Here is a 13,971-nt window from a genome sequence, read left to right as displayed (position 1 = left end):
GAAGCGGGTTTTTTAGTGTCAGCCAATATTACTGGCCAAACTTCTCTTTCGCTTTGAGGCGATAAGCGTGCAGCAGCGGCTCAGTGTAGCCACTTGGTTGCTCGCGACCTTTCAAAACCAAATCCATTGCAGCCTGAAACGCAACGCTGTCAACGAAGCTGGGCGCCATAGCCCGGTAGCTTGGATCGTTTGAATTCTGCTTATCCACAACCTGCGCCATTCGCTTCATTGTTTCTTCAACCTGCGCTTCGGTGCAGATGCCGTGGTACAGCCAGTTAGCCAGATGCTGTGAGGAAATACGCAGGGTTGCGCGATCTTCCATAAGGCCAATATCGTTGATGTCGGGCACCTTGGAGCAACCCACACCACTATCAATCCAGCGCACAACGTAACCCAGGATACCCTGAGCGTTGTTATCCAGCTCCTGCTGAATATCTGCTTCTGTCAGCTTGGATGGATCTTCCATCACCGGCACGGTGAGAATGTCGTCCAGACTGGCGCGGACGCGGCTTTCCAGATCTTTCTGAATATCGGCCACAGACACTTGGTGATAATGGGTAGCATGCAGAGTAGCCGCCGTTGGCGAGGGTACCCACGCCGTATTGGCACCTGCTTTCGGATGACCAATTTTCTGCTCAAGCATTCCCGCCATTAAATCCGGCATGGCCCACATACCTTTACCAATCTGGGCAACGCCACGGAAGCCGGTTTCCAGACCAATATCCACATTCCACTGCTCGTAAGCGCCAATCCATGCCGCCTGTTTCATTTCGCCTTTGCGAATGAACGGACCAAGCTCCATGGAAGTATGCATTTCATCACCGGTACGATCCAAGAAGCCAGTATTGATGAATACTGCACGGTCCTTAGCAGCGTGAATACAAGCCTTCAGGTTAACGGTGGTGCGGCGCTCCTCGTCCATAATGCCGACTTTCAGGGTAAAGCGCGGCAGACCAAGGGCATCTTCAACACGACCAAAAAACTCATTGGTAAACGCCACTTCTTCTGGGCCGTGCATTTTAGGCTTAACAATGTACACAGAGCCGGTTGCGGTGTTCTGGAATTTGCTATTGCCCTTCAAATCATGAATGGCAATTAGCGAGGTCATAAGGCCGTCCATCAGACCCTCTGGCACTTCACTACCGTCTTTCAGCAAGATCGCCGGGTTAGTCATCAGGTGACCAACGTTGCGAACAAACATCAGGCTGCGACCCTTCAATTTGATCTGACTACCATCGGCAGCAGTGTATTCGCGATCCGCATTCATTTTACGGGTCAGACGCTCACCACCCTTCTCAAAGGTTTCTTCCAGATCGCCCTTCATGAGGCCGAGCCAGTTGCTGTAGGCCAAAGTTTTGTCGTCAGCATCCACAGCGGCAACCGAGTCTTCACAATCCATAATGGTAGTCAGTGCAGACTCCATCAGTACGTCTTTGACGTGAGCGCCATCATCTTTGCCAATCGGGTGGCTGGCGTCGATCTGGATTTCGAAGTGCATGCCGTTTTTAACCAGCAGGATACCGGTAGGTGCATCAGCCGCTCCTGTGTAGCCCACGAAACCAGATTCATCTTTCAGACCTGTCACGTCACCGTTCTGTAATTTGACAGACAGCTTGCCATCAGCAATCTGATACAAAGCTGCATCTTTGTGGCTGCCCGCAGCCAAAGGTGCAGAGTTATCCAGCAAGTTACGAGCAAACTCAATAACCTTGGCACCACGGACCGGGTTATAACCGCGCCCTTTCTCTGCGCCACCTTCTTCCGAAATGGCATCCGTACCGTAAAGTGCATCGTACAGACTACCCCAACGGGCGTTTGCCGCGTTCAACGCAAAACGGGCATTCATGATGGGTACCACAAGCTGAGGCCCCGCCATGATGGCAACTTCCGGATCAACATTGGCCGTAGAGATACGGAAATCCGCTGGCTCGTCGACCAAATAGCCGATTTCTTTCAAGAAGCTCTTGTAGGCTGCCATATCCAGCTTCTGGCCCTTGTGGTCGCGATTCCAGCTATCCATTTGTTTCTGGATGGACTCACGTTTGGCCAGCAATTCACGATTACGGGGCGCCAGATCGTTAACGATCTTGTCGAATTCCGCCCAGAATTTATCGGCATCCAGTCCGGTGCCCGGAATTGCTTCGTTATTAACGAAGTCATACAAATTCTTTGCGACTTGAATGCCGCCGAGTTGTACGCGCTCTGTCATCGTTTTTAGCCTCAGTGGGTTAGCCCTGTCCCGACAACTATTTGGCAGTCGGGCTCGAAAAATCGAAGGCCGCATTATACGGGAATTTCCTTACAAGGTCATTTCCCCGAGCACAACACGACCTTGGTATTGGCGTTAGCTTCGCCGCCAACTTGTTCCCTCACGGGAGTCATCCAGAATAATGCCCTGCTCTGCGAGCTCATCACGAATGCGATCAGCGCCAGCAAAGTCTTTGGCTTTCCGGGCATCCGCTCGGGCCTGAATTTTCGCCTCAATGTCTTCTGCGGTCAGCTCACCACCGGTATCCGCCTGAAAAAACGCATCCGGATTTTGCTGCAAAATGCCAAGAATATCGCCAAGCCTGATCAATACTCTCGCCGCTTGCCTTGCTTCATCTTCACGACCTTCACGGCGGTGTTGATTTATGTCATTGGCAAGCCCGTGCAAAACGGAGATGGCACCCGGGCAATTGAAGTCATCGTTCATGAGCTCAACAAAACGCTGATCATGCTCTGTCTCCGACACATCCTCTGAACGCATCGGCTCTATGCCACGCAACGCATGGTAAAGCCGGGCCAAAGAACGTCCCGCTTCCGCAAGGTTGTCTTCGGAATAGTCGACCTGACTTCGGTAATGACTTGAAACCAAAAAGAAGCGGACGACCTCGGGCGGATAGGTTTCCAGTATTTCCCGTATGGTGAAAAAGTTGCCAAGGGACTTGGACATCTTTTCCTTATTCACTCGGATGGCGCCTGCGTGCATCCAGGTATTCACAAACCTGTGCCCGGTGGCGCACTCGGACTGGGCAATTTCGTTTTCATGGTGGGGAAACATCAAATCCGGCCCGCCACCATGAATATCAAAGGTATCACCGAGACAGTGTGTCGACATGGCAGAGCATTCAATATGCCAACCAGGCCGACCATTACCCCAAGGCGAAGGCCAGCTTACTTCGCCTTCATCGGCCGCCTTCCATAACGCAAAATCCGCCGGGCTGCGCTTGGCTTCTTGAACATCAATGCGCGCGCCTGCCAGCAGGTCTTCGAGTTTTTTCTTGCTGAGTTTTCCGTAATCTTCAAAAGATTCTACGGAAAAATACACATCTCGGTTATCAGCCACGTAGGCATGATCGGACTCAATCAGAGTTTTAATCATCGCAATCATCTCAGCGATGTAATCCGTAGCACGGGGCTCTTTGCTAGGTGGCAGCACACCGAGTTTAGCTTCATCTTCATGCATCGCGTCAATCATGCGCTCGGTCAAATCAGTGAACGGCTCGCCGTTTTCCTCAGCTCTGCGAAGAATCTTGTCGTCAATATCGGTGATATTGCGAACATAGGTCACATCGTACCCGCGGCTACGCAAGTAGCGTGATACCACGTCAAACGCCACCAGCACCCGGGCGTGGCCCAGGTGGCAGTAATCGTAAACCGTCATTCCGCACATATACATGCGAACCTTGCCAGGCTCGATGGGCGTGAAGGTTTCTTTTTGCTGGGTGAGCGTATTATAAATTTTGATCAAAGCTGGTCTCCAGAATGCTATCCCTTACTTACCCCAGGAATCCCGCAAGGTAACGGTGCGATTGAATACCGGTTTACCGGATTTGGCAGTCAGTTCTTGATCGCAAAAGAAGTACCCTTCGCGTTCGAACTGGTACGGCAGATCTGTAAGCGGCGTGGCCAAATTCTGCTCTGCCCTCGCTCCCTTGAGCACTACCAGTGACTCTGGATTTACATGATCCAGAAAATCGCCTTCCTTATCACTGTCCGGTGATTCGTGGTTGAACAGGCGATCGTAAAGGTTGATATCGCAATCCACACTGTTGCTTTCGGATACCCAATGGATAACACCATTCGGCTTATAACCCTCTGGATTCACACCGAGAGTAGCCGGATCGTATTCGCAACGCAGCTCCACAATCTCACCAGTGGCGTCCCGAACCACTTCCTTGCAGGTCATCACATAGCCACCGCGTAGGCGAACCGCCTGATCCGGCGCCAAACGCTTCCATTTACGCGGAGCTTCTTCAACAAAGTCTTCCCTGTCGATAAACAGAGTCTGGCTCCAGACCACTTCCCGCTGACCCATATCCGGGTTCTGCGGGTGAACCGGCAAGCTGAGGGTTTCTGACTTGCCAGCCGGGTAGTTGGTGAGTGTCACTTTTAACGGGCGCATCACGCACATGGCGCGGGGAGACCGAGTGTTCAGGTCTTCCCGAATAGCGAATTCCAGCATACCCATATCCACAGTGCCGCCAGCCTTGTTAACGCCTATCATGTCGCAGAAGGTACGCAGGGATTCTGGCGTGTAGCCCCGGCGGCGCATACCGGAAATGGTGGGCATGCGCGGGTCGTTCCAGCCATCAACCAAACGCTCATCCACCAGACGCTTGAGTTTACGCTTACTGGTGATGGTGTAGTTCAGGTTCAGGCGGGCAAACTCTATCTGCCTCGGCTGGCAAGGAGCGGTAATATTTTCCAGCACCCAATCATAAAGAGGGCGATGGTCTTCAAACTCCAGTGTGCACAGGGAGTGGGTAATTCCCTCCATGGCATCGGAAATGGGGTGGGTGAAATCGTACATCGGGTAGATGCACCACTTATCGCCCGTCTGGTGATGTTCGGCATAGCGAATGCGGTAAAGAATGGGGTCGCGCATATTAATGTTGGGGGACGCCATATCAATTTTCGCCCGCAACACCAGCTCGCCATTTTGGAATTTTCCGTCACGCATGTCGCGGAAAAGTTTCAGGCTTTCCTCAACAGGGCGATCGCGGTATGGGCTATTTTTGCCCGGCTCTGTTAGGGAGCCACGGTACTCCGCCATTTCTTCCGCAGACAGTGCGCACACGTAGGCCTTGCCCTTTTCAATCAATTCCTCGGCAAAGTAATAGATAGAATCAAAATAATCGGAGGCATAACGTACATCGCCGTTCCAGGTATAACCCAGCCATTCAACGTCTTGCTTGATGGCATCGATATACTCCTGACTCTCCTTCTCCGGATTGGTGTCGTCAAACCGCAGATTGCATATACCGGAAAACGTCTGGGCAATACCAAAGTTAAGGCAGATGGATTTCGCATGGCCAACGTGCAAGTAACCATTGGGCTCAGGCGGGAAGCGGGTTACAACCTGACCGGTATGCTCGCCTTTGGTAACGGCGTCTTCAATCAGGCTCTGAATAAAGTTATGGGCTTTCTTCGGCTCGGCGCTCATACAATCTCTGTTAAAAGAAGTGGGTCGTAAACCGGCTATTATACTCACAAATTCGGGCCGGACTCATGCATCACCGGAAACTCTTGAGTACAATACCGGCTTTAACCGATTCTAACCCTACGAACAGGAAACCCTGATGATTCTGCTGACAACCAATCACGGCGATATCAAGCTCGAACTGGACTACGAAAAAGCACCCGAAACCGCCAAAAATTTTGAGCAGTATGTCCGTGACGGATTTTATGACGGCCTAATTTTCCACCGGGTTATTAGCAATTTTATGATTCAGGGCGGTGGCTTTGAGCCCGGTATGACTGCACGCAAAACCCGTGAGCCAATCAAGAACGAAGCCGATAACGGCCTGAGCAATATGAAAGGCACCGTTGCCATGGCGCGCACCATGGACCCTCACTCCGCCTCGGCGCAGTTCTTTATTAACGTAGAGAACAATGGATTTCTGGATCACACCGCAAAAAATGCAGAAGGCTGGGGCTACTGCGTGTTCGGCAAGGTCGTAGAAGGCATGGAAACGGTTAACGCCATCCGGGCCGTGCGCACAACCATGAACGCGGGTCATCAAGATGTACCCTACGAAGACGTAGTGATTGAGAAAGCCAGTGTTGTAGAGGACGGAGGCGCGGCGTGACCACGCTGTTTATTTCCGATCTACATATGGAAGAGTCACGCCCCGACATCACCGGGGCGTTTCTTAAATTTCTTGAGAGCAAGGCTCAAGGTGCCGAGCAGCTATACATACTTGGCGATTTCTTTGAAGCCTGGATCGGAGACGATGAGCGCACCCCGCTGCAAGACCAAGCTGCGGAAGCACTGCGTGCTGTGAGCGACAGCGGCACGGACATATTTCTAATGCATGGTAACCGGGATTTTCTGCTGGGCGAGGATTTCTGTGCTCGAGCGGGCGCCACCTTGTTGGACGATCCCACGCATATCGATTTATACGGCACACCTTCCTTGCTCATGCATGGCGATAGCCTTTGCACGGCCGATGTGGAGTACCAAAAATTTCGCGCAAAAATACGTAATCCACAGATGCAAAAAATGCTATTGGCCCGCCCCCTCGAAGACCGTCAGCAAATGGCACGGCAGCTGCGGGAAATGAGCATGGCAACGAACCAAGGCAAAGCAGAAGACATTATGGACGTTACGCCTGAGGACGTTGTGCGCACCATGGAGTCGTACAATGTGCCGCTATTGATTCATGGCCATACCCATAGACCAGCCGTGCACAGCTTAGAAGTGAACGGCGAAACCGCTAAGCGGATTGTTCTGGGGGACTGGGACAAAAACGTTTGGTGGCTGGAGGCAAACCCCGGGCAAGAGCCTGAGCTGAAAAAGGCCGCGATCTCAAGTTTCTGAAACCCGCCTGCTTAGAGGTTCGGAGGCGCAACCTACGAGGATTGCAAAACATGAAGCAGCGCCCGCCCCGCCATACTGCTCTGGCAACCTACCTAACCAGCTTGCTTCTAATCTGCATGCTGGCACTTTCTGCGCAAGCCGAAGAATTTGGAGACACCGCCAAGCAATCAGGTGAAGTGCAGGAGCAAAGCGACAACAAGGAGGAAAAGCCGGAAGAAGCTCGCCCAGCCGTTCAGCCAGAACTGAAAGCCAGCACAGACACCCCACCGGAAATAAAACTACCAGACACCGTTGATACCGACATACAAGAGCAGGTTCGGGCATTGCAGACCTCGCTCGAACAACGTCAGGCGGCAGTTAGAGAAAGCCGAGGACGGCTAACCTACGCCGAGTCTATTCTGACCCGGCTACAGGACGAATACGAGAGCTTTGAGCTGAGGCTTGAAAAGGCAGGACTTAACCTAACAGCCAACTACGCGGAACTTTTAAAGCAGCGGCTGGAGCGTTTGCAAAGGCAAAGCATTGCAAGCGACTTGATTGAAGGAATAGAAAACAAGCTTTCTACAGCCCGGGAAGAGCAGTTAAGGCTGGAAGAGTTTGAAGCCATAGCAGAACCAAATGAAGGTACCGGAGGGCAACTGAGAAGCCGCCGCTCCGTGCTGTTGAGGGAGCTTCATAAAGCGGTTACCGAACATATCAATGTGCTCAATGAATACTACAGCACGGTGACAACACTCCAGGACCAAGTACAAAGCTATCAAGAGCTACTGCAGCAACGACTTTTTTGGTTGCCAAGCGCTAAGGCAATCAGTGCAGATACAGCGGGCGAGCTGTACCAGTCTGCAAAATGGTTTGTTGCTCAGCTTCGCTATAGCGCTTTAAGCGAAGCGGTTACACTGTCAGTGAGTGCTCGTGGTACTCGCATTGCATTGGTAGTTTTGCTCTTAGCCGTGCTCCTATTTAGGCGCAGAGCCATCACAAACAACCTACTGACCAACAGCAGTCATATCGGCAATGTTGGCCATGACAGAACAGCATTTACGCTTCTGGCGCTCGTAAACACGATTCTTCTGGCACTACCGGGGGTTCTGGCCTTCGCTCTGGCAGCACTGCTGCTAATGGAAGGAAACGAATTTTTCTCTGCACTTTCGAAAGGTTTCACAGCAGCCAGTTTTGTCATGTTTTTGCTCGCTTTCATCCGTAATATTGCACGCAAACAGGGACTGGGAGAAAGCCACTTTCACTGGAACACCAACTCCCTGCTGGTTATCCGACGAGAATTACCTCTGCTAATGGCCTTTGTAATCCCCGTTGTGGTTATCACAACCTCTGCCAGCTCAACACCGGAAGGCGCAAAATTTGATGACAGCCTAGGTAGGCTTCTCTTCACTCTTGTTTCCATCGCGCTCGCTGTCTTTGCTCAGCGCATAATGACGACCGTAAGAGCCTACAAATCCCACGGGCGCTTTCTGCTTTTCTTGCATGTTATTGCAGTTGCGGCGCCTCTAGTGCTGGCATCCGCATCACTTATTGGTTACCACTACACAGCCCTGCAACTTGAGCGCAATCTGTTCATCACGATTTGCTGGCTAGCCTTTAACGCACTGCTCTACTATATAGGCTTGCGCGCGCTTTCCGTGCGCGAACGCAGGCTCACCCTTGAGCGCTTAAAGGAGCAGCGAGCGGCCGAGCGCAGACTGGCAGAAGCCAGAGAGACATCTGACTCCATTGGAGACGGAGCCCTCTCAAATCTGGACATGCCAGAAATGAACCTGAAGGATATCAGCCAACAGAGCTCCTCTTTGCTTAGGATAATAATATCGGCATTGGCAGTAACCGGCCTGTTATTTCTCTGGGCAAGCGTTATACCTGCATTGCAACTGTTTAACGAGATTACGCTGTGGACGATTGCCACAGACCTTAAAGGAGGCGATCCCTTACCCATAACTCTTGCCGACGCTCTACTCGCCATACTGGTAGCAACTGGCACGGTTCTCGCTGCGAGGAATCTTCCCGGAACTCTGGAAGTCACAATACTAAGCCGGATGAATCTAGAGCCTGGTTCTGGCTACGCGATCACCACAATCACCACCTATGTTCTTGTGCTTCTTGGCGTGATCACCTGCCTTGGAGTTATCGGAGTGCAATGGTCAAAATTGCAGTGGCTCGTTGCGGCCCTCGGGGTAGGGCTCGGCTTCGGGTTACAAGAAATCGTGGCCAATTTTGTGTCGGGCATCATTCTATTATTTGAACGGCCCATCCGGGTTGGCGATACGGTCACAATTGATGGTATTACCGGCACGGTTTCACGTATACGTATCCGAGCGACAACACTGGTAGACTGGGATCGAAAAGAACAAATCATTCCCAATAAAACCTTTGTAACCCAAGACCTTACCAACTGGACACTGTCTGATCCAATCACCCGTGTCGTCCTTCGCGTCGGCGTCGCCTATGGTACCGATATAGACAAGGTTCAAGAAATACTCACTCGGGTTACCCATGATAACGAGCGGGTTGTGGATGACCCCGCCGCCGAGGTCTTTTGTGTCGGGCTTGCGGATAGCAGCATCAACTTCGAAGTTCGGGTTTTTGTAAAAGACCTTTTGGATATCATGCCGCTGTCTCATGAAATACACGCAGCAATCACAAGAGCGTTGATGGAAGCTGGTATAAATATCCCCTTCCCACAGCGGGATATTCATGTTCGCACCCTGCCTGAACCCCAGAAGAATGGCTAAGGCAGACTATTCATATCAGCTTGAGGATACGCCCGGAACTGAACGCATATTTACGGGCTCCCGGTAGGTTTCCAAGCGCTTTAGCCAGCCGGCCAACCAGCGATCCCGCTCAACCGGATTTTCTGCGTTTTGAGCGCGGCGCGTAAGCACATCACCCGCCGCCTCACGAAACTCTTCCAACATGCTCGGGGCTGCTTTCACTGAATCAACAGCATCTGTACCGGGGGGCTTCGTTACCTTGACAGGTATAGCCAGCAAAACCTGCAACAACCCCCAACCTTCACCGTTGTAGCGTTCTTCGGGAGATAGCCCCTCCCCCTTGAAGTTCACGTAATCCATAATCGCGTAAACGCCGCCCGGGGTCTGGCTCAACGTCTGCAAATACCTTTTTACATCAGCCCGGCGCTCGTCAGGCGCTGCATCAATTATTTTGACCAGAGATTCCTTTGCCCGGCGAAATATAAACTCCGCCTGAACGCCCTGGGTTCCTGCGAGAAACTCCCTTAGCTCCGCCATTTCGGGGGAATCCGCCACTTTCAGGAAAGTCGCCCGGTCTGGCCAAGGTGCATCAAAAGGCTCTAGCTCCCGCAACCATTCAGGAATGTTGCGCTGGCGCTGCTCCATATACTCATAAAGGGCAGGGAAGCTCTCAACAAATCGCTCGTTAACCCCTTCCGGATACCAGATAAAATGACCAATACCCAGCGAAGGGAATGCCTCCGATTCATTCCAATGAACAAGGCACTCGTACTTGCCTGCGCACTCGTTCTGAAATATTTTTTGGCCAACCCAGTCTAACTGTGCAGGCTTGAGGGCAAGAGATATGTCACTAAAAGGTTGCTCTGAAGCCAAGCCAATTTCCTTGACTATAGCACCCGTTACTGCATCTGCATTTCCGGAATTGTTGTCGGAATCACAGCCCGAAAGCCCTACGATTGTTAACAAACAAAACCACCCAAGCACTCTAGTCAAATCACGTCCCTCACCCACGAAAACAGATGAGTAGTATGAAGAGATTATGGCTATTATAACAGCGTGAGCAACAGATGATTGAACATGCCAACTGTAGACTTTTTCGGTGCGCATTTACAAAAAACCCCAGCATTGGCCGGGGAAAATTTGTGTCTATGATAGAGCAAGAAAACCTTTAACCGGTGAGCTGTTCGCGCAGCACATGCTTTTGTAATTTTCCCGTCGATGTCTTCGGCAAATCATCTACAAAGATAATTTTCTTGGGCACCTTGAAGCCCGCGAGGTTTGCCCGGCAATAAATTTCAATATCCGATGCGGTGAGGTGATCGTTGCCGGATTTCAAGGTGATAAACGCACAGGGTATTTCACCCCAGTGGTTGTCGGGTGCCGCAACAACCGCCGCTTCCAGTACCGCAGGATGGTCGTAGAGCGTACTTTCCACCTCAAGGGTCGAAATATTCTCCCCTCCCGAAATGATAATATCTTTGGAGCGGTCTTTTATTTCCACGTAGCCGTCGGAGTGCCATACCCCCAAATCTCCAGTATGGAACCAGCCTCCAGCAAAGGATTTGGTAGTTTCCTCCGGGTTGTTCAGATACCCCTTCATAACGGAGTTGCCCCGAACAAACAACTCTCCAATCGCTTTGCCGTTCTGTTCCACTGGCTCGAGGGTCACAGGGTCCGCCACCATCATGTCCGCCATGGACAATGACAGTATCCCCTGCCGAGCCATCTTCGCCGCTTTGTCCTTGCCATCCAGAGAATGCCACTCATCCTGGAATTCGCAAATCAAGCTCGGACCATAGGTTTCTGTCAAACCATACAGGTGCACTACTTTCACCCCCATGGACTCCATAGCTGCAATCGTTGCCGCGGGAGGTGCCGCGCCACCTGTCGCGGCGGTTACCTGCTGACTGAACGGCTTTTTATATTCTTCGGGGGCGTTAATAAGCATATTCAACACAACCGGTGCAGCGCAAAGATGGGTAACCCCGTACTCGGCAATGGCATCATATATTGGCTTAGGTTGTGGAGAGCGCAGGCACACATGAGTTCCTGCCACAGCGGTTACCGCCCATGGATAACACCAACCATTGCAATGAAACATCGGGAGTGTCCAGAGGTAAACCGCACCTGATGGCAGCCCAAAACCGATGATATTGCTCAAAGCGTTCAAATGCGCACCACGATGATGGTAAACCACACCTTTTGGATTTCCGGTAGTGCCCGACGTGTAGTTCAGGGCAATTGCCTGCCACTCGTCGTCAGGCATATCCCACGCGAAATCGTCGTCACCCGTCGCCAACAAATCTTCGTATGTCATCTTGCCGATCAGTTCGCCGCCAGCGAAATTCGGGTCATCAACATCAATAACAATCGACTTGGCGTCACAACCAACAAGAGCATCACGGGACCGATCACTGTACTCCATGTCGGTAAAGAACACTTTTGCACGCCCATGGTTGAGCATGAAGGTCATGGTTTTGGAATCAAGCCGGGTGTTCTGGGCGTTCAGAACAGCTCCAATCATTGGCACTGCAAAATGCAATTCCAGCATTTCCGGAATGTTTGGTAGCAGTGCGGCCACTGTATCCCCTTTCCGGACACCCAACTTACGCAATGCCGATGCCATCTTAACGCACCGCTGATAGGTTTCCGCCCACGTACGACGGATGCTGCCGTGGATAACCGCGGTACGGGTTGGATGCGCCAGAGCCGTTCTCTGAATAAATGAAATCGGCGTCAGGGGCGTGTAGCTAGCATCTGTTTTATCGAGCCCGAGCTCAAACATGTTTTCCATTGTTTTAAACCTTTAGTTGTCCTTCCAAACAAGCTTTGTCGCGATCAATTAGTTTTTTCGGTTACTGAATCGTCCGCTGCCTCTCCACTGTCTTGGTGATGAGTTGCTACATAGGCGTCCGCAAACCAGTTCTTCTCGAGGAAGAACCAGAGTACAAGGCCGACTCCCAACCCCCAGGCCGCACCCTGCACGGCTAGCACCGAACCGACGATAACGGCAATGCCACGCTCAAGGTTGGTCTGGCGATCCAGCATTTCGATAGCCAAATACCCGCATAGATAACCCTGAATCAATAGCGTCAGCGCCATACCGATGTTCAGGCCCGGCTTGAACAAGGTCACTACAGGCACCAGCACAACAGCGATTGTCATACCCCAGTACAGACTGGTCGCACCACCCCAATAACTGTCCATCACCGAACGTGGGTTGTTCATGTAGCGGTTAATCACCAACGCTTGACCACCGGTCCACGCGGGGCCAGACAAGCTGATGAAGGGCGCAAAGATCGCGTGCACAAGGTTGCGAATCCCGACGATGAAACTGTTACGGCGTGGGCTAAATACCAGCTTTTCGTCCTTGCGAACAGCATCAGCATTTTTGAACAGGGAGTCCATTACCAGAATATCGCCAAAGGCAATAATGTAAGCCGCCAGCGCCAAAGGGATGGCATCAATAAAGTATTGAAGTGGCGGCATACCCAACCCAAAAATGCTGTATTCGCTCAAGATAGTGCCCATGGGAATGGTAGTGAACCCCCACTCAATGACCGGCGTATCTACCTCACCGATGATCATGCCCAAGACGTAAGCAAACAGGAAAGGCACAGCAATGCCGTATTGAGCTACAAAGCGGAAAAAACCGTAGCGTGCACGCAAGGGACCGGCAGTTTCCGAGAACAACATGAAGAACCCCAGCACCGCGCCGGTCAGAATGGTAATCGGCATAGTCCAGACCCGGCCGTCTGAGCCAAACTCACCCATAATGGCCGAAATACCCGCACCAATTAAAATCCCGGATTTCAATGACGCGGGCATTTTCCGCACCAGCGCGTCAGCCCCCTTGAACACCCCGAGACCAAGAAAAATACCTGAGACGGTTAGCTGTAAAGCAATTAACGCCAGTATTCTGGCGTCCCCCTCTGGATAGCTTGATAAAAAGGCTACATACAAGGGAATCCCGGCTGTAATCCAACCGGCAACCGTGGGATCACCGAAATGCGTGTGGACCAGATAGAGAATGTTGTTCAAGAGGACAAAAGCAACCGCAATTTCAAACGGAATCCCCAGAACAGATGTCATCAATGCGGTAATACTCAGCGGAACGACACACAAGATCGCACCTTGCAGAATATCGGGAATCTCTATTTTGTAATGCACAAAGGGCACACGAAGGTTTAGTGCGCCCAGGGCTGACGGCTGCTCACCGCCAGTTGATCTCTTTTTTAGGGACATTGTTGTTGTTCTCCATCCAACTGAATTTCGAATTGCATAGCGAAGAGACTATCTCCGCCCAAATACTAGACACTAACCCTTTTTCAATCAAGGGTTTTTACTCGGAAATTTGAGCACATATACTTAAATCCAGATGCCATTCAACAGCGCGAGCACATTTCTTGTCACTGACTAGGTGCTGCACAGGTAAAAAACTGGAGG

9 protein-coding genes are annotated in these 13,971 nt (G+C 51.6%); 3 read left to right on the top strand and 6 right to left on the bottom strand.

Annotated features, from left to right (window positions below):
- Positions 1 to 28: 28 nt before the first annotated feature.
- The 3 genes from MWU62_RS11660 to MWU62_RS11650 all read right to left on the bottom strand — a co-directional run bounded on the left by MWU62_RS11660 (position 29) and on the right by MWU62_RS11650 (position 5,428).
- Positions 29 to 2,209, bottom strand: a complete 2,181-nt coding sequence (locus MWU62_RS11660; protein ID WP_247115045.1) for a malate synthase G — start codon at positions 2,207 to 2,209, stop codon at positions 29 to 31.
- A gap of 135 nt (positions 2,210 to 2,344) precedes the next feature.
- Positions 2,345 to 3,733 (bottom strand): cysteine--tRNA ligase, encoded by a 1,389-nt coding sequence (gene cysS, locus MWU62_RS11655; RefSeq protein ID WP_247115044.1) that lies wholly within the window; start codon positions 3,731 to 3,733, stop codon positions 2,345 to 2,347.
- Positions 3,734 to 3,757: 24 nt separating this feature from the next.
- The gene (locus MWU62_RS11650) at positions 3,758 to 5,428 is read right to left on the bottom strand and encodes a glutamine--tRNA ligase/YqeY domain fusion protein (RefSeq protein ID WP_247115043.1); all 1,671 of its coding nucleotides are present in this window, start codon (positions 5,426 to 5,428) and stop codon (positions 3,758 to 3,760) included.
- Positions 5,429 to 5,564: 136 nt separating this feature from the next.
- Between MWU62_RS11650 and MWU62_RS11645 the strand changes: the two genes are divergently transcribed.
- From MWU62_RS11645 to MWU62_RS11635, 3 genes are read left to right on the top strand one after another with little or no spacing between them, the layout of a single operon-like run.
- Entirely contained in the window at positions 5,565 to 6,074 is a 510-nt protein-coding gene (locus MWU62_RS11645) for a peptidylprolyl isomerase (RefSeq protein WP_200361350.1), read from the top strand.
- Positions 6,071 to 6,805, top strand: a complete 735-nt coding sequence (gene lpxH, locus MWU62_RS11640; RefSeq protein WP_247115041.1) for a UDP-2,3-diacylglucosamine diphosphatase — start codon at positions 6,071 to 6,073, stop codon at positions 6,803 to 6,805. The genes MWU62_RS11645 and lpxH overlap by 4 nt, the downstream gene beginning before the upstream one ends.
- 50 nt (positions 6,806 to 6,855) lie before the next feature.
- Positions 6,856 to 9,546 (top strand): mechanosensitive ion channel domain-containing protein, encoded by a 2,691-nt coding sequence (locus tag MWU62_RS11635; RefSeq protein ID WP_247115040.1) that lies wholly within the window; start codon positions 6,856 to 6,858, stop codon positions 9,544 to 9,546.
- Between the two features lie 15 nt (positions 9,547 to 9,561).
- Here the strand turns inward: MWU62_RS11635 and MWU62_RS11630 are convergent, their stop codons facing one another.
- The 3 genes from MWU62_RS11630 to MWU62_RS11620 form a co-directional block, all read right to left on the bottom strand.
- Positions 9,562 to 10,404 (bottom strand): hypothetical protein, encoded by an 843-nt coding sequence (locus MWU62_RS11630; protein WP_247115220.1) that lies wholly within the window; start codon positions 10,402 to 10,404, stop codon positions 9,562 to 9,564.
- A 289-nt stretch (positions 10,405 to 10,693) separates the two neighbouring features.
- A complete protein-coding gene (locus tag MWU62_RS11625) occupies positions 10,694 to 12,319 on the bottom strand; it encodes an AMP-binding protein (RefSeq protein ID WP_247115038.1) in 1,626 nt (541 codons plus the stop codon).
- Positions 12,320 to 12,363: 44 nt separating this feature from the next.
- Complete coding sequence (locus MWU62_RS11620; RefSeq protein ID WP_247115037.1) at positions 12,364 to 13,770, bottom strand: hypothetical protein; 1,407 nt, start codon at positions 13,768 to 13,770, stop codon at positions 12,364 to 12,366.
- Positions 13,771 to 13,971 lie beyond the last annotated feature (201 nt).

Source organism: Marinobacter sp. S6332, assembly GCF_023016045.1.
GTDB lineage: Bacteria > Pseudomonadota > Gammaproteobacteria > Pseudomonadales > Oleiphilaceae > Marinobacter.
This window is presented reverse-complemented; position numbering and strand designations above follow the sequence as displayed.